At 68.5% G+C, this 22,197-nt stretch carries 23 protein-coding genes; 13 read left to right on the forward strand and 10 right to left on the reverse strand.

All coding sequences use genetic code 11. The features are described 5' to 3' along the window. The first annotated feature begins 12 nt into the window (after positions 1–12). A complete protein-coding gene (locus A5650_RS19235) occupies positions 13–1,227 on the forward strand; it encodes a glycosyltransferase (RefSeq protein WP_067295058.1) in 1,215 nt (404 codons plus the stop codon). Positions 1,228–1,232: 5 nt separating this feature from the next. On the opposite strand, the gene A5650_RS26935 is transcribed toward A5650_RS19235, so the two are convergent. Then, positions 1,233–2,117 carry a glycosyltransferase family 2 protein gene (locus tag A5650_RS26935; RefSeq protein ID WP_067295061.1) on the reverse strand — a complete coding sequence of 295 codons (885 nt, stop codon included), beginning with the start codon at positions 2,115–2,117 and terminating at the stop codon, positions 1,233–1,235. A gap of 37 nt (positions 2,118–2,154) precedes the next feature. Between A5650_RS26935 and A5650_RS19245 the strand changes: the two genes are divergently transcribed. Genes A5650_RS19245 through A5650_RS19285 form a run of 9 tightly spaced genes read left to right on the forward strand, consistent with a single transcriptional unit; the run spans position 2,155 to position 12,159 of the window. After that, on the forward strand, positions 2,155–3,123 hold the full coding sequence (locus tag A5650_RS19245; RefSeq protein WP_156744198.1) for a UDP-glucuronic acid decarboxylase family protein: 969 nt from the start codon (positions 2,155–2,157) through the stop codon (positions 3,121–3,123). An 8-nt stretch (positions 3,124–3,131) separates the two neighbouring features. Continuing rightward, positions 3,132–4,787 carry a carbamoyltransferase family protein gene (locus A5650_RS19250; RefSeq protein ID WP_067295067.1) on the forward strand — a complete coding sequence of 552 codons (1,656 nt, stop codon included), beginning with the start codon at positions 3,132–3,134 and terminating at the stop codon, positions 4,785–4,787. Continuing rightward, positions 4,784–6,277, forward strand: coding sequence for an HAD-IIIA family hydrolase (locus A5650_RS19255; protein ID WP_067295070.1), 1,494 nt, complete (start codon positions 4,784–4,786; stop codon positions 6,275–6,277). The genes A5650_RS19250 and A5650_RS19255 overlap by 4 nt, the downstream gene beginning before the upstream one ends. After that, on the forward strand, positions 6,274–7,293 hold the full coding sequence (locus A5650_RS19260) for a glycosyltransferase family 9 protein (RefSeq protein ID WP_067295073.1): 1,020 nt from the start codon (positions 6,274–6,276) through the stop codon (positions 7,291–7,293). Before A5650_RS19255 ends, A5650_RS19260 begins: the two co-directional genes overlap by 4 nt. After that, positions 7,290–7,868 (forward strand): D-sedoheptulose-7-phosphate isomerase, encoded by a 579-nt coding sequence (locus A5650_RS19265; RefSeq protein ID WP_082950836.1) that lies wholly within the window; start codon positions 7,290–7,292, stop codon positions 7,866–7,868. Before A5650_RS19260 ends, A5650_RS19265 begins: the two co-directional genes overlap by 4 nt. After that, positions 7,861–9,216, forward strand: coding sequence for a PfkB family carbohydrate kinase (locus A5650_RS19270; protein WP_067295076.1), 1,356 nt, complete (start codon positions 7,861–7,863; stop codon positions 9,214–9,216). The genes A5650_RS19265 and A5650_RS19270 overlap by 8 nt, the downstream gene beginning before the upstream one ends. Positions 9,217–9,233: 17 nt before the next feature. Continuing rightward, on the forward strand, positions 9,234–9,932 hold the full coding sequence (locus tag A5650_RS19275) for an SDR family oxidoreductase (RefSeq protein ID WP_231992664.1): 699 nt from the start codon (positions 9,234–9,236) through the stop codon (positions 9,930–9,932). After that, positions 9,923–10,864 carry a glycosyltransferase family 9 protein gene (locus A5650_RS27170; protein WP_067295083.1) on the forward strand — a complete coding sequence of 314 codons (942 nt, stop codon included), beginning with the start codon at positions 9,923–9,925 and terminating at the stop codon, positions 10,862–10,864. The genes A5650_RS19275 and A5650_RS27170 overlap by 10 nt, the downstream gene beginning before the upstream one ends. After that, on the forward strand, positions 10,861–12,159 hold the full coding sequence (locus tag A5650_RS19285; RefSeq protein WP_067295087.1) for a UDP-glucose dehydrogenase family protein: 1,299 nt from the start codon (positions 10,861–10,863) through the stop codon (positions 12,157–12,159). The genes A5650_RS27170 and A5650_RS19285 overlap by 4 nt, the downstream gene beginning before the upstream one ends. On the opposite strand, the gene A5650_RS19290 is transcribed toward A5650_RS19285, so the two are convergent. After that, a complete protein-coding gene (locus tag A5650_RS19290) occupies positions 12,153–13,172 on the reverse strand; it encodes a DNA topoisomerase IB (RefSeq protein WP_067295090.1) in 1,020 nt (339 codons plus the stop codon). The two genes, A5650_RS19285 and A5650_RS19290, sit on opposite strands and share 7 nt — an antisense overlap. Before the next feature lie 256 nt (positions 13,173–13,428). Here A5650_RS19290 and A5650_RS19295 point away from each other — a divergent pair, with 256 nt between their 5' ends. Together A5650_RS19295 and A5650_RS19300 are read left to right on the forward strand one after the other, a co-directional pair. Continuing rightward, positions 13,429–13,860, forward strand: a complete 432-nt coding sequence (locus A5650_RS19295) for an ATP-binding protein (protein WP_067295093.1) — start codon at positions 13,429–13,431, stop codon at positions 13,858–13,860. Positions 13,861–13,922: 62 nt separating this feature from the next. After that, positions 13,923–14,645 (forward strand): RNA polymerase sigma factor SigF, encoded by a 723-nt coding sequence (locus A5650_RS19300; RefSeq protein ID WP_369816186.1) that lies wholly within the window; start codon positions 13,923–13,925, stop codon positions 14,643–14,645. On the opposite strand, the gene A5650_RS19305 is transcribed toward A5650_RS19300, so the two are convergent. Continuing rightward, positions 14,616–15,059: an STAS domain-containing protein gene (locus A5650_RS19305; protein WP_067295464.1), complete on the reverse strand. Its 444-nt coding sequence runs from the start codon at positions 15,057–15,059 to the stop codon at positions 14,616–14,618. The genes A5650_RS19300 and A5650_RS19305 overlap by 30 nt on opposite strands. Positions 15,060–15,339: 280 nt before the next feature. On the opposite strand from A5650_RS19305, the gene A5650_RS19310 reads away from it, so the two are divergent. Then, positions 15,340–15,870 carry a nucleotidyltransferase family protein gene (locus A5650_RS19310; RefSeq protein WP_067295096.1) on the forward strand — a complete coding sequence of 177 codons (531 nt, stop codon included), beginning with the start codon at positions 15,340–15,342 and terminating at the stop codon, positions 15,868–15,870. Between the two features lie 2 nt (positions 15,871–15,872). On the opposite strand, the gene A5650_RS19315 is transcribed toward A5650_RS19310, so the two are convergent. The 7 genes from A5650_RS19315 to A5650_RS19345 form a co-directional block, all read right to left on the reverse strand. Continuing rightward, the gene (locus A5650_RS19315) at positions 15,873–16,202 is read right to left on the reverse strand and encodes a hypothetical protein (protein ID WP_067295100.1); all 330 of its coding nucleotides are present in this window, start codon (positions 16,200–16,202) and stop codon (positions 15,873–15,875) included. 49 nt (positions 16,203–16,251) lie between these two features. After that, positions 16,252–18,051 carry an acetyl-CoA carboxylase biotin carboxylase subunit gene (locus A5650_RS19320; RefSeq protein WP_067295103.1) on the reverse strand — a complete coding sequence of 600 codons (1,800 nt, stop codon included), beginning with the start codon at positions 18,049–18,051 and terminating at the stop codon, positions 16,252–16,254. Between the two features lie 121 nt (positions 18,052–18,172). Then, positions 18,173–18,583 (reverse strand): SufE family protein, encoded by a 411-nt coding sequence (locus A5650_RS19325; RefSeq protein ID WP_067295106.1) that lies wholly within the window; start codon positions 18,581–18,583, stop codon positions 18,173–18,175. Next, entirely contained in the window at positions 18,580–19,467 is an 888-nt protein-coding gene (locus tag A5650_RS19330; RefSeq protein ID WP_067295109.1) for a sulfurtransferase, read from the reverse strand. The genes A5650_RS19325 and A5650_RS19330 overlap by 4 nt, the downstream gene beginning before the upstream one ends. Positions 19,468–19,504: 37 nt before the next feature. After that, complete coding sequence (locus A5650_RS19335) at positions 19,505–20,146, reverse strand: nucleoside triphosphate pyrophosphatase (protein ID WP_067295112.1); 642 nt, start codon at positions 20,144–20,146, stop codon at positions 19,505–19,507. Then, on the reverse strand, positions 20,143–20,442 hold the full coding sequence (locus tag A5650_RS19340) for an acyl-CoA carboxylase subunit epsilon (protein WP_067295115.1): 300 nt from the start codon (positions 20,440–20,442) through the stop codon (positions 20,143–20,145). Before A5650_RS19340 ends, A5650_RS19335 begins: the two co-directional genes overlap by 4 nt. 23 nt (positions 20,443–20,465) lie before the next feature. Next, on the reverse strand, positions 20,466–22,106 hold the full coding sequence (locus A5650_RS19345; RefSeq protein WP_067295118.1) for an acyl-CoA carboxylase subunit beta: 1,641 nt from the start codon (positions 22,104–22,106) through the stop codon (positions 20,466–20,468). Positions 22,107–22,197 lie beyond the last annotated feature (91 nt).

Below are 22,197 nucleotides of genomic sequence, written 5' to 3' on the forward strand. Positions count from 1 at the left end.
GGAGGGGCGCCGATGAAGATCGCAATGGTGTCTGAGCATGCGAGCCCGCTCGCTGCGCTCGGCGGAGTCGATGCCGGAGGCCAGAACGTGCACGTCGCCGAGTTGTCGGCGGCACTGGCCAGGCGGGGCCATCAGGTCGGCGTCTACACCAGAAAGGACGACCCGAAGCTTCCCGACCGGGTCGTCACCTCGCAGGGATACACCGTGGTGCACGTGCCGGCCGGACCGGCCGAACCGCTCCCCAAAGACGAACTCCTCGCCCATATGGGGCCCTTCGCGCAATTCCTCGACGACGACTGGGCAACCGACCGGCCCGACGTGGCCCACGCCCACTTCTGGATGTCCGGTATCGCAACCCAACTCGCGGCCCGCCATCTCGACCTGCCCGCCGTGCAGACCTTTCATGCGCTCGGTGTGGTGAAGCGTCGCCATCAGGGTGTCCGTGACACCAGTCCGCCGGATCGGTTGCACCTCGAGGCGACGGTGGCGCGCTCGGCGACCTGGGTTGCCGCCACGTGCACGGACGAGGTGTTCGAGTTGATGCGCATGGGCCGGTCCCGCAACCGGATTTCCGTGGTGCCGTGCGGCGTGGATCTTGACCTGTTCAACCCGGAAGGCCCCGTCGCTCCGCGGGGTGACATGCGCCGCATTGTCAGCGTCGGCCGGTTCGTTCCGCGAAAGGGCTTCGACGTCGTCGTGCGCGCATTGCCGCATATGCCCGATACCGAGCTCGTGATCGTCGGCGGACCGGAGGCCTCCCAGCTCGACACCGAGCCCGAGGCGCGTCGATTGATGGGTCTGGCAGGGGATTTGGGTGTCGCGGACCGCGTGCACCTCTACGGTTCGGTGTCCCGCGGCGACATGCCGGCCATCCTTCGGTCAGCCGACGTGGTCGCGTGCACCCCGTGGTACGAACCGTTCGGCATCGTGCCGCTCGAGGCGATGGCGTGTGGTGTTCCCGTCGTCGCCTCGGCGGTCGGCGGAATGCTCGACACCGTCGTGCACGACGTGACCGGACAGCTCGTCAGGCCCAAGCGCCCCGACGAGGTCGCCAAGGCGGTGAACACCTTGCTGCGAGACGACTTCCTGAGGAAGAGCATGGGTGCCGCCGGCCGGGACCGTGCGAGGGCCCGCTACTCCTGGGACCGGATCGCCGTCGACAGCCAGCGGATCTACGATCGGCTGGCCCCGGTGCGGGTGCCGGCGACCAGCGTGTCGTCGGGATGACCGGTTCAGCTCGACTCCAGCAGACGCACGGCTTGCTCGAGCCGGCTGGGCAATGTGCGCCGCTGCGCGACGACCGCGGGGAGGCGAACCACCGCCTCGACAGCGCCCTTGGCATGCTCGCGATCACGCAGCGCCGCGGCGAGCATTCGCCCACTTGCGTTCAGGCAGTGGCCAATCGGACGTCGCAGCCATGTGGTGAGTACGTCGTTGCGCAGCACCCGCGCGGCCTGCGCGGCGGTCGTGGCGCGCACCGAGGAGGGCTGGTGGATCGCCACCAGTTCGGGGTGGTAGCAGAGGTCCCATCCGTTCGCAGCCAGATCGAGCGCGAGCAGTTGCTCCTCGCCGCGGAAGTGCAGGATGTCGCTGAAACCCCCAGCCTGCTGAAACGCCCGCTTGCGCACCATGGCGGCACAGCTCATGAAGCCGAGGATCGATGGGCCCGGCAGGTCCGGTCGCCGGCCGAGCGCGCTGTGTGCCAGCTGTGTGGAGAACGAATCCTCGCGGCGCTGCGGCCATACGATCGTGCGCGCGGCGAGCAGTCCCACCGACGGATGCCGTTCGAACGCCTCCACTGCGGTCGGGGGGGACTCCGGCGTCCACCAGGAGTCGTCATCGCAGAAGGCGACGTACGGCGTGGGGCACGCCGCCACCCCGACGTTGCGCCCGACCGCGCCACGATTGGTGTCGAGCCGGATCAGCCGAAGGCGGTTCGCCGACCTGGCAGCCATCCTGTCGATGATCGCGGCGGTGTCATCGGTGGATGCGTTGTCCACCACGACGATCGGGCATGCGGTGGTGTCCAGCAGCCGGGCTGCTACCGTCGCGAGTTCGGTGGCGCGATTCCGGCTGGCTATCACGAACGAGAGGTCGGAGAAGGCTCGGTTCTGCATGACCGGGGTGACTACCCGCACATTCGGAAGGCAAACGATGCGTGACATCAAACGCGCTCTGGTTACCGGCGGCAGCGGGTTTCTCGGCGGGCACCTGTGTGAGCGGCTGCTGGACCGCGGGGTCGAGGTGATCTGCGTCGACGATTCATCCACCAGCGCGCCGTCCGCGGCGGACCTGTTCCTCGACCACCCGGGATATCGCCTCGTCCGCCACGACATCAGCGAGGCACTGCCCGACCTCCCTGTGGAAATCGACACCGTCTTCCACCTGGCGTCGCCTGCCTCGCCGGTGGACTATCTCCAGCTGCCGATCCAGACGCTGCGCACGGGCGCACTGGGCACCGAGCACATGCTGCAATACGCCGAACGATGCGGTGCACGGCTGGTGCTGGCGTCGACCAGCGAGGTCTACGGCGACCCACAGGAACACCCGCAGTCCGAAACATATTGGGGGAACGTCAATCCCATAGGGCCGCGCAGCGTGTACGACGAAGCCAAACGGTTCGCCGAGGCGTTGACGTTCGCCTACCTGCGTGAACGGTCAGCCGACATCGGCGTTGCGCGGATCTTCAACACGTACGGGCCCCGGATGCGGCACGACGACGGCCGCATCGTGCCGACATTCTGCCATCAGGCGCTGGCGGGCGAACCGCTCACGGTCAACGGGACCGGCGCCCAGACCCGGTCGCTGTGCTACGTCAACGACACCGTCGCGGCGCTGATCGCGTTGGGCGAATCCGATTGCGCCGGTCCGATCAACATCGGCAACCCCGACGAGCTCACGGTGTTACGCATCGCTGAGCTCATCCGCGATCTGGTCGGCAGTGATTCACCGATCGAGTTCCGCCCGGTGCCGCAGGACGATCCGCGACGGCGGTGCCCCGACATCACGCTGGCCGGAGAGCTGCTCGGGTGGCAACCGCGGATCAGCTACACCGAAGGCTTGTCCACGACCGTCGACTGGTTCCGTCGGCAATCGGCAACCGTTGCGCTGCAGGGGAGTTGAGGTAAGCCATGCGCATCCTGGGAGTCAACGCAGTATTTCACGATCCGGCTGCCGCGCTGGTGATCGACGGTCAGATCGTCGCGGCCGCCGAGGAGGAGCGATTCACCCGACGCAAGCACGGTAAGCAGGCCGTGCCGTTCTCGACGTGGGAGTTGCCCGTTGAGTCGGCGCGATGGTGCCTCGAACAGGCCGGGTTGAAGCCGTCCGATCTGGACCTGGTCGGCTATTCCTACGACCCCCGCCTGATGGACCAGTCCGCCGACGAACCGGGCGGTTTGGACCGCGACTGGGAGTACCTGCGCACGCTCTATGCTGAGCGCGCCCCGCGCTTCCTCCGGTCCGCGCTGGCAGGCCTCGACCCCGGAATCGTGCGCCACGTCCGCCATCACGTCGCGCACGCCGCATCGACAGCGCTGGCCTCCCCGCACCCCGACTGCGCGGTGCTCGTCGTCGACGGCCGCGGCGAGCGGTCCTCGATGCTCGCCGGGAGTTATCGCGACCACAAGCTCGACGTGCTCGCGACACAGTCGCTGCCGCACTCGCTGGGTCTGTTCTACGAAAGTCTCACCGAACACCTCGGATTCAAGCGGTCGAGCGACGAGTACAAGGTGATGGCGATGGCGTCCTACGGAACGCCGCGGTTCGCAGACAGGTTCCGCGAAGTCGTCTACGCCTGCGGCGACGGAGGTTTCCGCACCGAACCGGTGGACTGGAATGCGATCACGCCGGCCCGGGGGCCCGGTGCCGGCAAGGGACACGCGCTCGACCGCCCCGAACCGGAGCACGCCGATCTGGCGTGCAGTGTCCAGACGGTCGTGGAGGAGGTGCTGCTCGACCTGGTCGGGTGGCTGCGTGAGCGCACTGATCACGAAAGCCTCTGCCTGGCCGGTGGAGTCGCGCTCAACTGCGTGGCGAATTCGAAGATCTACAGCCTCGGGGGCTTCTCGAAGGTTTGGGTGCAGCCCGCGGCCGGTGACTCGGGAACGGCGCTGGGCGCGGCGCTGGCGTTGGCGGGGGAGAACGGCGAGCCGATCGCACCGATGCCGTCGGCGGCGTTGGGTCGCGGGTTCTGCGATGACGAGATCGAAGCGGTGCTGACCGAGGCGGCGATACCGCACGAGCGGCCCGCGGATCTGGCCGCCGCGATAGGAGACGCGTTGGCCGACAACAAGCTCGTGGGCTGGTTCCAGGGCCGCGCCGAGTTCGGCCCGCGCGCGCTCGGTCAGCGCTCACTGCTCGCCGATCCCCGGCGCATCGAGAATTTGGAGCGGCTCAACACCGTGAAGGGCCGCGAACAGTTCCGACCCGTCGCACCGATGGTGCTGGCCGAGCGCGCCGCCGAGATCTTCTCCGGCGGGCCGATTCCGAGCCCGTACATGGTGTTCGTGCACGAGGTCGCCTCCGAATGGCGCGACCGTATTCCCGCCGTCACCCATGTCGACGGCACGGCCCGAATCCAGACCGTCGATCGCAGCCACCCGTTGCTGCACGACACGATCAGCCGGTTCGCTGTCCGCACCGGCGTCCCGGTGATCGTCAACACCAGTTTCAACACGGCCGGGCGCCCCATGGTGGACAGCCCGCGCGACGCGCTCGAGTGCTTCGGCAGCGCCCCGATCGACGTGCTCGCGATCGGGCCGTTCCTCGTGAGGAGGCCCGAATGACGCCGGCGTTCGCAGTCGTCGTGCCGACGGTGGGACGTCCGTCGCTGTACCGGCTGCTCGCAGAGCTCGACGGTTCGGCCGGACCGGCACCAACCGCGGTGGTCGTCGTCGACGACCGGCCTGATCCGGACGGCGCGCTGGAGGTGACGTCGCGGCTTCCGGTCACGGTGCTGCGAAGCGGCGGGCGGGGGCCCGCGGCGGCGCGCAACACGGGATGGCGCGCCGCCGGAGCCGACTGGATCTGCTTTCTCGACGACGACGTTGTCCCGCAGTCGAATTGGTTCGCTGCGGTCTCCGAAGATCTGGCGAAGGCCGAGGTTGAGGCGGCGGCCGGATCGCAGGCGGTGATCGAGGTGCCGCGGGTGGGCGGCCGCAAAGCCACCGACGACGAACGTCGCACCCAGCGCCTCGCGGAGGCCAAGTGGATCACCGCCGATATGGCGTTTCGGCGCGATGTCCTGGTCGCCGTCGGTGGATTCGACGAGCGGTTCCCCCGGGCGTACCGCGAGGATTCGGACATCGCCCTGCGAATCACCCACGGTGGCAGAACGATCGTCCGCGGAGCCCGCCGATGCACCCATCCGGTCGCCACCGCCACGCTGATGAGCAGCGTGCGCGCCCAGATCGGAAACCGTGACAACGCGCTGTTGCGCCGCAAATTCGGCAGGCGGTGGCGCTCGCAAATCGGTGAGGGCCGAGGCCGCCTACCGGCGCATTCCGTTGCCACCACCGCCGCCGGCGTCGCGGTGCTGAGCACGCTGATGGGTCGGTGGCGGGTCGCACGCACCGCCGTTGCGATGTGGGCGTCGCTGACGGCGGAGTTCGCCGCCCGCCGATTCTGGTCCGGACCGCGAACCGTCACCGAGGCCGGTCGCATGGTGCTCACCAGCGCCCTGATCCCGCCGGTCGCGGTGTGGCACCGGTTGGCCGGTGAGTGGCAGTTTCGCGCGTCGCGCCCCGATCCACCGCTGGCGGTGTTGCTCGACCGTGACGACACGATCATCGAGGACGGTCCCTATCTCAACGATCCGGCCGGGGTTCGTCCGCTGCCGGGAGCCATGCGCGCATTGAATCGATTGCGCAGCAAGGGGTTGCCGCTGGCCGTCGTGAGCAATCAGTCCGGGGTGGCAAAGGGGTTGATCAGCGCCGAGCAACTCCGAGCCGTGAACGCCGAGGTCGATGCGGCGCTGGGCCCCTTTGACTCCTGGCACCTGTGCGTGCACGACGCCGAGGACGGATGCCGTTGCCGAAAACCGTTGCCCGGCATGGTCGAGGATGCCGCTGCCGCGCTCGGCGTCCCCCCGTCCCGGTGCGTAATGATCGGCGACACCGGCGGGGACGTCGACGCAGCGCTGGCCGCGGGCGCCGACGTGATCCTGGTGCCCACGGCGCGCACGCTTGTCCACGAGATCGGCGAGGCCCGAGTCAAGGCGCGGGTGGCGACGACCCTCGACGAGGCCGTCTCAATGGTGCTGAGGGAGCGCCGATGAGCAGGGCGGTCGTTGCGCGTCTGGACAGCGCCGGTGATGTTCTGATCACCGGCCCTGCGGTGCGTGCCGTCGCCGAAATCCACGACGCGGTCACGTTTCTCGCGGGTCCGCGCGGGCGGGCCGCCGCCGAACTGCTGCCAGGCGTCGACGACCTGATCGAGTGGCAGGCCCCGTGGGTCGACTTCGACTCACCCGAATTGACCGCCGGGCATGTCGAGGCGTTGATCAAACAGTTGCGCGACCTTACTCCCGAGCGGGTCTACGTCTTCACGTCGTTTCATCAGTCGCCGCTGCCGCTGGCCCTGATCTGCCGGATGGCCTCGGTGTCGTGGGTCGGGGCGATCAGCGAGGACTATCCGGGAACACTGCTCGACTTGCGACACCACGTTCCGGATGGCATACCCGAACCCGAGCGCGCGCTGTCACTGGCCCGGGCCGCCGGCTGCAACTTGCCCGCCGGCGACGAGGGCATGCTGCGGGTGCGACAACCGCCGCCCCTGGCGCCGGAGCTCGCGGAAACGCTGGGCGGCAAGCCCTTTGTCGTTTTCCATCCCGGTGCCGCTGTGCCCGCACGCCGACCGACTCCAGAACGCAGCGCCCGAATGATCGAAGCCCTCGTCGGTGCGGGGCACCGTGTCGTGGTCACCGGCGATCCCTCTGAACGCGACCTGACCGCAGCCGTCGCCGGGGACATCGCCGTCGACCTCGGAGGGCGCACCACCCTCGACACGTTGTCGGCCGTCTACGCCGCCGCGCGCGTGGTGATCGCGCCGAACACCGGGCCCGCGCACCTCGCCGCGGCCGTCGGCACTCCCGTGGTCTCCCTCTTCGCTCCCGTCGTACCCGCCTCGCAGTGGAGCCCGTACGGCGCCAACGTTGTTCGCCTCGGTGACCAGCAGGCTCCGTGCCGACTCACCCGAGCCCGCGCATGCCCGGTGGCGGGCCATCCATGCCTCGACGGCATCACCGACGACGAACTGCTTCAGGCGGTCAACAGAATTGGAGGACGGCAATGATCCCGACCATCCAGACGCACATCTGCGCACTGTCACATGCGGCCGATCACATCGCACCCGAAGCGCCCAAGCTGGCCGCGTGGGGGCACCGGCTCGCCGACGTGCTCACCACCGGCGGCCGGCTCCTGGCGTGCGGCAACGGCGGCAGCGCGGCCGAGGCGCAACATCTGACCGCCGAACTGGTCGGCCGTTTCCACGACGAGCGAATGCCGATGTCGGCGATCTCGTTGCACGCCGACACCTCTGCGCTCACGGCCATCGCCAACGATTACGGCATCGACGAGATGTTCGCCAGGGGCGTGCGGGCACACGGGCGGCCAGGGGACGTGCTCGTCTCGCTGTCGACCAGCGGTACGAGTGCGAATGTGCTCGCCGCCGTCAAGGCCGCGCACGAAACCGGCCTGACCACATGGGCGTTCACGGGACCGCAACCGAACCCACTGGCCGCCATGTGCGATGACGCGGTCTGCGTGGAAGCACCCACCACCGCGACCGTGCAGGAGATCCACCTCCTACTCGTGCACGCGCTGTGCATCGCCGTCGACGAGGTACTGCTAGGGGTGTCACATGAATAGGCCGCTGGTGATCATCGGCGATTCGATGCTCGACCTCGACATCGAGGGCACCGCAACGCGGCTCAGCCCCGAGGCGCCCGTACCGGTGGTCGACGCCGAACGGATCTGGCGGCGCCCCGGCGGTGCCGGGCTGGCCGCGGTGCTCGCCGCTCGCACGGGATGCGACGTAGTGCTGGTGACCGCGATCGGCGACGACGCCGACGGTCAGGCGCTGACCGACCTGCTGGCCGACGCGGGTGTGCGGCTCATCGCGCTGAAGATGACCGGAAGCACGGTGTGCAAGACCCGAATTCGCGCGGCCGGGCAGTCGATGCTGCGCCTCGACCGCGGTGACGGATCCGCAGCGGGTGCACCGGCGCCTGCCGAGGTCTCGGACATCCTCGGTGGGGCCGGGGCGGTCTGTGTGGCCGATTACGGACGCGGCGTCACCGCGCACACGGGGATCCGCGAACTGCTCGCGCGGACCGCGCAGCGGGTGCCGACGGTGTGGGACCCGCATCCCCGCGGCAGCGAGCCGGTTCCCGGCTGCTGGCTGGTCACGCCGAACCAGGACGAGGCGGCGGGACGCTCGGCGGAGTCGCTGCGCGAGCGGTGGGCCGCACGCGCGGTGTGCGTCACCCTGGGCTCCAAAGGGGCACTGGTTGCCACCGACACCGGCAACGCGCATCACCCGGTGCAGGATGCGGTCGCGCGGTCCGGGCACGGCGACACCTGCGGCGCGGGGGACCGATTCGCAATCGCGGCCACCATCGCGCTCGCCGCGGGTAAGGACATCCACGACGCCGTCGCCGACGCGGTGGACGCCGCCAGCAGATTCGTCGCCGCGGGCGGCGCGGTCGGCGTGTCGAGCGCGGACTCGATCGGCGGAACACCCTCGGCAGCAACGTCGACCGCCATCACCGGGGACATCGCCGAGGTCCGGGACCGGCTGCGCAGCCGCGGGGGCAGGCTGGTCGCGACCGGAGGGTGCTTCGACCTGCTGCACACCGGCCACGTCCGGCTGTTGCGGCAGGCCCGCGATCTCGGCGACGCGCTGGTGGTGCTGCTCAACTCCGACGCTTCCGTTCGGGCGCTGAAGGGCCCGCGACGACCCGTCGTCGCCGATCGGGACAGAGCGCGGGTGCTGGCCGCGCTGGCATGCGTCGACGCCGTCGTCGTCTTCGACGAACGCTCACCCGAAGCGGCGCTGGAGCAACTGCGGCCCGATGTCTGGGTCAAGGGCGGCGACTACACCGAGGCCGACCTCCCCGAGGCCGGCGTGGTCCGCCGCCACGGCGGCGAGGTCGTGCTGCTGCCGACCGTCGCCGGTTACTCGTCGTCGAACCTGATCGCCGCCGCGCGGTCATGAACCGAAAGGAATCCTCAATGGCTCTGGAAATGGCTCTGGGCAACATCATCATCACCGGCGGCGCGTCGGGACTCGGCGCGGCGACGGTGGAAGCCGTCGCACGCCAGGGTGGTACACCGCTGGTGATCGACCGCAACGATCCGAAACCGGGGGTGGCCTTCGCGCGCGCCGACCTCGCCGACACCGAGGCGGTCGACGCCGCGGTGCGCACGCTCTCCGATCAGGTCGGCGGCAAGATCCACGGCGTGTTCACCGCGGGAGGCACCGATATCTGCGGCAAGCTCGACGATGTCGCGGTCAAGGACTGGGAACGCGTCATCCACGTCAACCTGCTCGGCACGGCCGCCGTGATCCGGACGGCGTTGCCCTACCTGAAGAGCACCGGCGGCCGGATCGTCACCTGCGCATCGACGTTGGGGATCAAGGCCGTCAGCGACGCCACCGCGTACTGCGCCTCCAAATTCGGCGTTGTCGGATTCTCCCGCGCTTTGGCAGCCGAACTTGCGGGCGAGGTGGGCGTAACGACGTTGATCCCCGGCGGCATGCACACGGCCTTCTTCGACAGCCGCGACGAGCAGTACAAACCGCCGCCGGACGCCAAGCTGAACCAGCCCGAGCACGTGGCCGACACCGTGGTGTTCGCGCTCTCCCAGCCGGCGGGCTGCGAGGTCCGCGAACTCGTGGTGTGTGCCTCGACGGAGTCTTCGTGGCCGTGAGCTTCGACACCGTTCTGGTCTTGCGCGCATTGGGTCTCGGCGATTTGCTCACCGGGCTCCCGGCGCTGCGTGGTCTGCGGCGCGCGTACCCGGACGCCCACATCGTGCTCGCCGCGCCCGAACGGTATCGAGATCTGGCGATGCTCTCGGGCGCGGTCGACGAGCTCGACCCGACGCCCGGCCTCGGTCGGCTCCGACCCCGCCGCGAGCCGCCTGCACTCGCCGTGAACCTGCACGGCAGTGGCCCGCAGAGCATCGCCGACCTGTGCAGGCTGCAGCCCGGCGCCTTGATCAGCCACCGCCACTCCGCCTTGCCCGGCGTCGACGGGCCACCGTGGCGCGCCGATCTTCATGAGGTCGACCGCTGGTGCACCCTGCTCGAATGGGCCGGGATACCCTGCAACCCCGAGGATCTGGTGATACCGCGGCCGCCCGGCTATCCGGATCGGTCGTCCGCCGTCGTGATCCACCCCGGTGCCGCATACGCTGCGCGGCGATGGCCACCGGAGCGGTTCGCGGAAGTGGCCGCCGCGCTGCGCAACCGCGGGCACGACGTGGTCATCACCGGCGACGACCGCGAAGTCGACCTCGCGACGTCGGTGGCCGACGCCGCCGGCCTGCCCCGATCAGCCGTCCTCGCAGGCACTCTCGGCCTGCTCGAGCTCGTCGCGCTGATCAACGACAGCCGTCTGCTGATCTGTGGCGACACCGGCGTCGGGCACATCGCGACCGCGACCGGCACGCCGTCGGTGCTGCTGTTCGGTCCTACCCCACCGAACCGGTGGGGACCCAGGGGATCAGGTCCGCACATCGCGGTGTGGGCCGGCGACAGGGGCGACCCCCACGCCGACCGCCCCCACAGTGGGCTCTTGCTGATCACGGTCGGCCGCGTCCTCGACGCCAGCGAGAGGCTGCTGAAGGACTGCGCATGAACGCCATTCGCACGGGTGTGATCGGCGCGGGTTACGTCGGGCTGACGAGCGCGGTGTGCCTGGCCGAACGGGGGCACCACACCGTGTGCGTCGATGTGGACGCCGGGCGGGTCGAGCAGCTCCGCAGCGGTGTGCCGCTCCTCGATGAACCCGGTCTCCCCGAGCTGTTGCGCCAGGGCCTCGAGACCGAGAACCTCGAATTCACCGTTGAATACCGCGAATTGGCCGACTGTGATGTGGTGTTTGTCTGCGTGCCGACGCCGAGCGGACCCGACGGGTCGGCCGACCTGTGTGCGGTCGACGACGCGGTCGACCACCTCGCCACGGTGCTGCAGCCCGGCGCAGTGCTGGTGCTCAAGTCGACCGTCCCGGTCGGCACCACCCGGCGGATCGCGCGACGGGTGGAGGGCGCCGGCATCCGCGCGGCCTCCAATCCCGAGTTTCTCCGCGAGAGCCACGCGATCTACGACTTCCGCAACCCGGACCGCATCGTGATCGGGACCGTGGACCCCGAAGCCGCCGATCTGGTGTCGCGCGTGTACGGCAACCACACGCAGACCTTCCGGATGAGCCCGGAGAGCGCCGAGTTGGCGAAGTACGCCAGCAATGCCTTCCTCGCGGTGAAGATCTCCTACGCCAACTCGCTGGCGCGGCTGTCCGCGCGCATGGGCGCCGACGTCACCGACGTCACCCGCTGCATGGGCGCCGACGTGCGCATCGGCCCGCATTTCCTGCAGCCCGGCCCCGGGTGGGGCGGGTCGTGTCTGCCCAAGGACACCTCAGCCATGTTGCACACCGGGCGGGTGGTGGGTGTAGAACTGCCGGAGATCGAATCGGCTCGCGTGACCAACTCCACGCAATCCGCGCGCATCGTGTCGGCCCTGCGCCGGGCAGTAGCCGCTCCGCTCGGCGAGGCCCGCGTCACCGCCCTGGGCCTGACCTTCAAGGCCGGCACCAGCGATGTGCGGGACTCCCCGGCGTTGACCGTTTGCGCCGACCTGGGGCGCGCCGGTGCGCAGGTCACGGGCTACGACCCGCGGTTGGACTCGATGGACCACACGCGGCTTCGGCGCTCATCGATCGTCGCGGTAGACGATCCGTATCTGGCAACCAAGGATGCCGACGCGATCGTCGTGCTCACCGAATGGCCGGAGTTTCGGGAACTCGACTGGGCCCTGATCGCCGAGCACGCGCCAGGTGCCGTCGTCGTCGACACCCGCAACCTGCTCGACCCGGCGTTGCTCAGCGAGGCCGGATTGACCTACCTGGGTAACGGAACCCCCTCGGGCTACTGACCTTTCGCCACCCGGCGGATGAGGCGCGCGGTGCTGCGGTCGAGCACCTCCTGGCGGTCGGCCAGGGTTTTCGCCTTCGCCGCGCGCTTGACGGCCGAGGCGATCGTGAGCTCGGACTCGTAGCCCTGGACGACTCGCGGATCGACGTAGGAGCTACGCGCCACCGCGGGTGTGTTGCCGAGCTCCTCGGCGACCTCCTTCATCACCGCGGACTCGACGCGCTTGATGACGGTCTTGTTGACGGGGGGATCGGCGTCCACGAATGCGGCGGCGGCCAGTACCGTGCCGTGCCAGGTGCGCAGGTCCTTGATGGTGTACCGGTCGCCGACGAGTTCCTTGAACCGGGTGTTCAGGTCGTCGGCGTGGATGTCGATCCAGCCCGAACCGTTGCGGCACACCAGCAACCGCTCGGTGCGCTCGGGGCGGCGCAACAGCGCGCGGATCGAGCGGACCGCCTCGGGGTCGTCGATCAGCAGCGTGCGCCGCACACCGCTCTTGGCGGGGAAGTCGAACTCGATGGCGTTGCGCTGCAGCGTGACGTGCTCGCAGAGCAGCGTCGCGATGCCGTACGAGTTGTTCTCCTCGGCGTACTGCTCGGAGCCCGCCCGGAAGTATCCGAGATCGGCCAGGTGCAGCGCGAGGGCCAGCACCCGGTCGCGGTGCAGCCCGCGGCGGCGCAGGTCCGCGGCGATGCGCCTACGCATCTCGGGCAGCGCGGCCGACATCTCAAGGACCCGATCGAATTTCTCCTCGTTGCGCTCCTCCTGCCACCGCTGGTGATAGAGGTACTGGCGTCGGCCTGCGGCATCGGTGCCTACCGCCTGGATGTGCCCGTTGGGGTAGGGACAGATCCACACCTTCTTCCAGGCGGGTGGGATGACCAGATCCTTGATGCGCTGCAGGGTCTTCTCGTCGGTGACCGGGCTGCCGTCGGGATGTTCGTAGGAGAACCCGCGGCCGCGACGCACCCGGCGCAGGCCGGGACTGCTGACGACGCTACGGCGAAGACGCATGTTTGGCCCCCGAGTGCAGGGGGGTACTGAACCCCCACCATGGAGAAGTCTTACTTCGTCGCGCCATCAAAACGCCGCTCGTCACAGTCGTGTTCGCCGTTCGATCGGTCGCGTGCGGGGTGGGGCCTTCTCCATGACGGGGTAAATACCCGCGCTGGCGTGCGGCACACGTCATCGACCGCGGGTAGGCGGAGTACTCGTGGTTAGGTGGGATCCGACCTGGGGTAATCTCGCTTCGACATTGCCGGGAGGTCAAATGGCCGACGTCGCCAAAAAGAACAATGGGCACGGGCACGGCGCGCGGTCGGTGGAACTCCGGGTCGCCGCCGAACTCGAGAACCTAGCGGTTCTGCGCACCCTGGTCGCCGCCGTGGCGACCTTCGAGGATCTGGACTTCGACGCCGTCGCCGACCTGCGCCTAGCGGTCGACGAAGCGTGTACGAGGCTGATCAGGTCCGCGCTGCCCAACTCCACACTGCTGCTCGTCATCGACCCACGCGACGACGCGGTCGTCATCGACGCATCCACGACGTGCAAGAGTTCCGACATCCTGGCGCCGGGAAGCTTCAGTTGGCATGTGCTGAGCTCACTGACAGACGAAGTGAAGACTTTCGAGAATGGGCAGGGGCCCGAGGACGCTCAGGTATTCGGGATCTCCATGACGACGAGACGAGCGACGCTGCAGTGACGCCGTCGACGTCACAGGGTTCGTCGTCGCGTTCGAACTCTGAGTACGCGGATGTCGCCGACATGTTCCGCGAGCTGAAGAACGTGCCGGAGGACTCGCCGAAATTCCAGCGCCAGCGCGACCGCATCGTCGAGCGCTGCCTGCCGTTGGCCGACCACATCGCGCGTCGCTTCGACGGACGCGGCGAGCCGCGCGAGGATCTCGTCCAGGTGGCTCGCGTCGGATTGGTGAACGCGGTGATCCGCTTCGATGTGGAGGCCGGCTCGGACTTCGTCTCGTTCGCGGTGCCCACCATCATGGGCGAGGTTCGTCGGCACTTCCGCGACAACAGCTGGTCGGTGAAGGTGCCGCGGCGACTCAAAGAACTGCACCTGCGCCTCGGCGCCGCCACCGCGGAGTTGTCCCAGCGGCTCGGCCGGGCCCCGACGGCGTCGGAGCTGGCAGCGGAACTGGGCATGGACCGCGATGAGGTCGTCGAGGGCCTGGTGGCGGGCAGCTCCTACAACACGCTGTCGATCGACAGTGGCGGCAGCGGAACCGAGGACGCCCCGGCGATCGCCGACACCCTGGGCGACGTCGACCTCGGGCTCGACCAGATCGAGAACCGCGAAGCGTTGCGGCCCCTACTCGCTGCGCTGCCGGAGCGCGAACGAACGGTGTTGTTGCTGCGCTTCTTCGAGTCGCTCACCCAGACGCAGATCGCCGAGCGCGTGGGCATCTCACAGATGCACGTGTCGCGACTGCTCGCGAAGTCGCTAGCGCGACTCCGGGACCAGTTGCAGTAACGGCCGGTTGGGCTCCTCGGTAGAGAGTGCCGAAGCCAGGCTGTCGCGGATGGGCAGCGCGGCGTCCGGATCGCAGATGCGCAGCAGCCGGCTGACCGAGGTGCTCGGCACCAGCGCCCAGTCGATCTTCTCGCCCGCAGTGCGCACGTTGAGCGTGTGCAGCGCGGAAAATCCTGCGGTGCCGAAGAATTCGACGCCCGACAGATCGATCACGAGGCGCTCGAGCTCGGCGGCGTTGCGCATCGCGTAGTCGACGAACTCCCTGGAGTTCGCCGCGTCGATCTCACCGTGGGCGGAGACGATCGCGGTGTCGGGTGTCAGCCGTCGGGTGGCGAAATGCGCGGTGTGGCAATCGCGTGTTTCAACCGACTGCGCTTCGGCAATGGAAAGCGGTGTGCAATGAGAAATAGACATGTGTGACTCCATCAGTGAATGTGGCATTCGTACTGTGGTTCACGTCAAAAATTTGGGGCCCTGCGTATTCAAAGCCTTCGCAGCAGGGGCGGGAGTTCTGCCCTGCACGTCGATGACGTTCCAGCTCGGCTGTGAACTCAACCTGGATTGAACCCTACGCTGCTAACTGACCATGCACAATCAATATCGAGATCGTCGCCGTAACCACTGGTCAGACGCTTTGGAATACCTGAGAAATGGCAATTTTGTCGAAACTCGAAGCACTTGAAAGACGTGGGACATGACGGTCGCCGGTGTGCTGCTGGCCGCCGGTGCAGGCACCCGCTATGGGATGCCGAAAGTGCTTGCGGCCCAGGGTGAGTGGCTGAACACCGCGGTGAATGCGCTGCATGCGGGTGGGTGCGACGACGTGGTGGTGGTGCTGGGCGCGGCTTTGGTCGAGGTTCCGCCGCCGGCACGCGCCGTTTTCGCGGAGGCCTGGGCGGACGGATTGTCGGCATCGCTGCGGGCCGGATTGTCGGCGATCGAGGCGGACTTCGCGGTGCTGCACACCGTTGACACGCCCGACGTCGGTGCCGAGGTGGTGCGCCGCGTGGTGGCCGCCGCGACAACTTCGGAGTCGGGTCTCGCGCGGGCACGCTACGCGCAGGCGCCCGGCCATCCGGTCGTCATCGCCCGCAGGCACTGGGCCGCGCTGCTCGACCAGATACACGGCGACGAGGGGGCACGCTCGTTTCTGGCCGGTCGCGACGATGTCGTGGCGGTCGACTGTGCAGATCTGGCGACGGGTCGCGACATCGACGTCAGGTGACGTCAGCGGACCGTGAGGCCCAGCATCCCCGTGGCGAACCGGCGCACGGACTCCTCGGAGATCGCCGCCGCGTCGGCGTATCCCTCGCGGAACCGGGTGCGCAGCAACGCGGCGTGCGGATCCAGTGTGATCTCGGCCAGCATCTCTCCGGTGGTCGGCTCGCAGACCGCCCAGCTGTACGCGGTGTCGGAGGCCCACTGCGCGCGGCAGCGCGCGATGTAGCCCGGATCCGTCTCACCCATGTCGGCGAGCGCGGAGCCGTCGTCGATGAGTTCGTCATCGCGCGGCGCCCGCAAATACCAAGCGCCGGCATTGATCTCGACGGGGTCCATGCGAGTTCGGTGCGCTAACGCTCGCTGCGCGATCGGTTGCGCACCGAAATCACTTGATTTCGGCCAGGACGGTGCCCTGCGTGATGGCGGCGCCTGCCTCGACCGCGAGGCCGGTGATGGTGCCGTCCTTGTGCGCGGTGACCGGGTTCTCCATCTTCATCGCCTCGAGCACCACGACGAGGTCACCGGCGGAAACCTCCTGGCCCTCTTCGACGGCGACCTTGACCACGGTGCCCTGCATCGGCGCGGTCACGGCGTCGCCGGACGCGGCCGCCCCACCGCCGCCGCCACGCTTGCGGGCCTTGGGCTTCTTGCGGACGACGTTGCCACCCGCCGCGGGGGCGCCGCCGCCGCCGAGCGCCAGGTCGCCGGGCAGCGACACCTCGAGCCGGCGACCGCCGACCTCGACGACCACGGTCTGCCGCGGAACGGTGTCCTCTTCTTCGATGGGATCGCCACCGGTGAACGGCTCGATCGTGTTGTCCCACTCGGTTTCGATCCAGCGGGTGTGCACGGTGAAGCCGTTGTCGTCACCGATGAACGCGGGGTCGGACACGACCGCACGGTGGAACGGGATCACGGTGGCCAGGCCCTCGACGGTGAACTCATCAAGCGCGCGACGGGACCGCTCGAGGGCCTCCTGGCGGGTGGCGCCGCTGACGATCAGCTTGGCCAGCATCGAGTCGAACTGGCCGCCGATGACCGAACCGGTCTCCACACCGGAGTCCAGCCGCACGCCCGGGCCGGTCGGCGGCACGAACAATGTCACGGGGCCGGGGGCAGGCAGGAAGCCGCGGCCCGCGTCCTCGCCGTTGATGCGGAACTCGATCGAGTGGCCGCGCGGCGTCGGGTCCTCGGTGATGTCGAGCGGCTCGCCGTTGGCGATGCGGAACTGCTGGCGCACCAGGTCGATGCCCGAGGTCTCCTCGGTCACCGGATGCTCGACCTGCAGGCGGGTGTTCACCTCGAGGAACGAGATCAGCCCGTCCTGGCCGACGAGGTACTCGACGGTGCCCGCGCCGTAGTAACCGGCCTCCTTGCAGATGCGCTTGGCCGACTCATGGATCTCCTTGCGCTGAGCGTCGGTCAGGAACGGCGCGGGCGCCTCCTCGACCAGCTTCTGGAACCTCCGCTGCAGCGAGCAGTCACGGGTGCCCGCCACCACGACGTTGCCGTGCTGATCGGCGATCACCTGAGCCTCGACGTGGCGCGGCTTGTCCAGATAGCGCTCGACGAAGCACTCGCCGCGGCCGAACGCCGCGACCGCCTCACGGACCGCCGACTCGTAGAGCTCGGGGATCTCCTCGATCGTGCGGGCCACCTTCATGCCACGGCCGCCGCCGCCGAAGGCGGCCTTGATCGCGATCGGCACGCCGTACTCCTCGGCGAACGCGACGACCTCGTCGGCGTCCTTGACCGGTTCCGGGGTGCCGGGCACCAGCGGCGCCTTGGCGCGCGCGGCGATGTGGCGCGCGGTCACCTTGTCGCCGAGATCGCGAATCGACTGCGGGCTGGGCCCGATCCAGATCAGACCTGCGTCGATGACCGCCTGCGCGAAATCGGCGTTCTCAGACAGGAACCCGTAGCCCGGGTGGATCGCGTTGGCTCCGGACTTCTCGGCCGCGTCGAGCAGCTTCTCGAACACCAGATACGACTCCGCCGAGGTCTGGCCCCCCAGGGCGAACGCCTCGTCGGCGAGCCGTACGTGAGGAGCGTCGGCGTCAGGTTCGGCATACACCGCCACGCTGGCCAGCCCGGCGTCCTTGGCGGCCCTGATCACCCGGACCGCGATCTCCCCGCGGTTGGCGACCAGCACCTTGGAGATCTTCGAGCTGGCGTGACTGGGCACTGCGCCTCCTGGTGGCATGTCTAAGAAACGTCTTTAGGAATGTAACTGGGGGAAGTTTATGCGTCGTCGCTGAGGTCCCCGTGAGCCGGTCCCTTACCCGTCGGTAACCGACGGAAGACCTTCAGCGAAGCCGCTTCTTGATGCGGGTCAGCATCGCCGACATCCCACGCAACCGCAGCGGGCTGATCAGCGCCGCGAGCCCCAGTTCGGAGTAGAAGTCGTCGGGCACGGCGAGGATCTCGTCGGCGGAGTGGTCGTCGAGCCCCGCGGCCAGGATCGCGGCGAACCCGCGGGTCGTGGGCGCTTCGGCGGGCGCGCTGAAGTACAGCCGGACATGCTCGCGGTTCTCGGCGTCGACGTGCAAGAACAGCGGCGACTGGCATTCCGGAACCGGTTCCATCGCCGCTTCTTCGAGGTCAGCGGGCAGCGGCGGCAATTCGTTGGCGAACTCGAGGAGCAGTTGCAGCTTGTCCTGCCCCTGCATCTCCTTGAAGTCCGACACCACCTCGGCCAGCGCGGCCGGCATGCTCATGGCGCTTCGCCTGGATCTTCCCCTGCGACCACAGGAACTCGCACGGCGTTGCCCCACTCCGTCCACGAGCCGTCGTAATTGCGGACTCCCGGCAGGCCCAGCAGGTGCGTCAGTACGAACCAGGTGTGGCTCGAGCGTTCCCCGATGCGGCAGTAGACGATCGTCTTGTCGTCGGGGGTCAGAAAGCCGTAGAGGTCCTCGAGCTCGGCACGGCTGCGGAACCGGCCGCTGTCGTCGGCGGCCTTGGCCCACGGAATGGAGCGCGCGGTGGGGATGTGGCCGCCCCGCAGCGCGCCCTCCTCGGGATAGTCGGGCATGTGGGTGCGCTCGCCGGTGTACTCCTGCGGCGAGCGGACGTCGATCAGGGGCGCCTGGCCGAGCAGGTCGAGCACGTCGTCTTTGAACGCACGGATGGGCGTGTCGTCGCGCTCGACGACGGGGTAGCCGTTGCTCGTCTTTGTCGGCACGTCGAGCGTGGTCTCGCGGCCGTCGGAGATCCACAGGTCGCGGCCTCCGTTGAGGAGGCGGACGTCCGGGTGACCGAACAGTGTGAACACCCACAGGGCGTACGCGGCCCACCAGTTGCTCTTGTCGCCGTAGATCACCACGGTGTCGTCGCGGGAGATGCCCTTGCGGTTCATCAGCTCGGCGAACTGTTCACCGGTGATGTAGTCGCGCACGTGGGGATCGTTGAGGTCGGTGTGCCAGTCGACCTTGACCGCACCCGGGATGTGGCCGGTGTCGTAGAGCAGCACGTCCTCGTCGGACTCGACGATGGCGAGTCCCGGTCTGCCAAGGTTCGCCGACAACCAGTCGGCGGTCACCAGGCGTTCGGGGTGGGCATACGACTGCAGGGCGGGATCTGGATCGGCAGGTAGAGGCACAAACCCGAGCCTACCGAGGCGCGCGTATCCCGTGGGATCAGGTGACTGGGTTGTCGCGCCAGAGGTCGGCCAGCGACAGCCCGGCGCGCTCGAACATGCCGCGGATCAGCGGTAGGCCGATGCCGATCACCGACGAGGGGTCACCCTCGACGCCGTCGACGAACCAGCCGCCCAAACCGTCGAGGGTGAAGCCGCCAGCCACCGCGGTCGGCTCCCCGCTGGCGACGTACGCCTCGAGATCGGCGGTCGACGGTGTGGAGAAGTGCACCGTGGTGGAGGTGGCCTCGGCCAGACGACACGCAATCTCGTTGTCGCGCAGACGGATCACGCAGTGTCCGGTGTACAGCCGGCCGGAGTTGCCCGCCATCTGGCGCCAGTCGGACAGCGCCGTCTCGGCCGAGGCCGGCTTGCCGACCAACGCGCCGTCGCGCAGCAGCATGGAGTCGCACCCGATCACGACGCAGTCCGTGCCGACGGCGGGATCGAGGTCGGCGACGACGGCATCTGCCTTGGCCGCCGCGAGAGCGACCGTCACCTCCGCAGGTGTCGCCGCATGGTCGAGGTCGGCGATGACGGCGTCCTCGTCGACCCCGGAGACCACGATCAGCGGATCGATTCCGGCCTGCCGCAACACTTTTCGGCGGCCGGAGGAGGCCGAGCCGAGGACGACCCGCGTCATCGACGACGCATGTGTGTCCGTTCCACGAGCGTCACCCGCTGCCAGCTGAACGGCGTGTACCGCAGCCGGTTGACGGGATGGCCCCAGAGGTTCTCCTCCTGCTCGCGCGGCTCGGCCGGTGCGCTCGACGCGGCGGCGAGCACCGTGATCAGCGCGGCGAGCTCGTCCCGGGTCGGTTCACCCTTGACGACCTGAATGTGCGCCTCGTGATCCTGCTGAGTGGCGATCTGCTCGTCAGTCACCGTCGCCTCGACCTCCCCGTCGCTCGCCGGAGCCGAGCCATTCGCCCCGCTCACGCCGGCTGGATTGTTCGCCCCGCTCACAGCGGGATGTTCCCGTGCTTCTTGGGCGGAATCTGCGTGATCTTGCGTTCCAGCAGGCGCAGCGCGTTCGCCACGTAGCCGCGCGTGTGCGACGGCGGGATCACCGCGTCGACGTAACCGCGCTCGGCCGCGATGTACGGGTTGACCAGCGTGTCCTCGTACTCCTGTTGCAACTCCAGGCGCAGCGAGTCGACGTCCTCGCCGTTCTTGGCGGCTTCCTTGAGCTTCGAGCGGTACACGAACCCGACGGCGCCCGAAGCGCCCATCACGGCGATCTGCGCGGTCGGCCAGGCGACGTTGACGTCGGCGCCCATCTCCTTGGACCCCATGACGCAGTAGGCGCCGCCGTAAGCCTTTCGGGTGATCACGGTGATCTTGGCGACCGTGGCCTCGCCGTAGGCGTAGAGCAGCTTCGCGCCGCGCCGGATGATGCCGTTGTACTCCTGGCCGGTACCGGGCAGGAAGCCGGGCACGTCGACCAGCATCACGATCGGGACGTTGAAGCAGTCGCAGGTCCGGATGAACCGGGCGGCCTTCTCCGAGGCGTTGATGTCCAGGCAGCCGGCGAACTGGGTCGGCTGGTTGGCCACGATGCCGACGGGGCGGCCCTCGATGCGGCCGAACCCGACGATGATGTTCTGCGCGTAGCCGGCCTGCACCTCGAGGAACTCGTCCTCGTCGAGGATGCGGGTGATGACCTCGTGCATGTCGTAAGGCTGGTTCGGCGAATCCGGGATCAGCGTGTCGAGTTCGAGGTCCTCGTCGGTGAGGTTGTCCTCGATCGGGCCCTCGGGTACCGCCTCCGGGTAGCGCGGCGGATCGGCGTAGTTGTTGCTCGGCAGGTACGACAGCAGCTCGCGCACGTAGTCGAACGCGTCCTGCTCACCGGAGGCCACGTAGTGCGCCAGACCGGACTTCGCCATGTGGGTGTGCGCGCCGCCGAGCTCCTCCATCGTCACCTCTTCGCCGGTGACGGTCTTGATGACGTCCGGCCCGGTGATGAACATCTGGCTCGTCTGGTCGACCATGATCACGAAGTCGGTCAGCGCGGGGGAGTAGACGTGCCCGCCTGCCGCGGCGCCCATGATCAGCGAGATCTGCGGGATCACGCCGGAGGCCAGGATGTTGTTGTGGAAGATGTTGCTGTACAAGCCAAGTGAGACGACACCCTCTTGGATGCGGGCGCCCGCGCCGTCGTTGATACCGATCAAAGGCCTGCCGGTCTTGATGGCCAGTTCCTGGACCTTGACGATCTTCTCGCCGTACACCTCGCCGAGGCTGCCGCCGAAGACCGTCGCGTCCTGACTGAAGATGCACACCTCGCGGCCGTCGATGGTCCCGTAACCGGTCACCACGCCGTCGCCGAGGGGGCGGTTGGCCTCCATGCCGAAGTTGGTGCTGCGGTGGCGAGCCAGGGCGTCGAGTTCGACGAACGAGCCCTCGTCGAGCAGCGCCAGGATGCGCTCGCGAGCGGTGAGCTTGCCCTTGGCGTGAGTCTTCTCGATCGCTTCCTCACCGACCGGGTGCAAGGTCTCCGCGGTCCGCTTGCGCAGATCGGCCAGCTTGCCCGCGGTGGTGTGGATGTCGATCTCGTGTTCGCCTGACGGCTCGACCGACGGCTTTTGAACGGAGGTCATGGTGGTCGATGCTAACGAACGGCCGCCGCGCGACCGACGGCGCGTCCTTAAGGTCTCCTTAGGGCTCGACAACTGACAGAGGGGAGGGCGA

This window comes from Mycobacterium sp. 1164985.4, from assembly GCF_001668575.1.
Taxonomy (GTDB): Bacteria; Actinomycetota; Actinomycetes; order Mycobacteriales; family Mycobacteriaceae; genus Mycobacterium.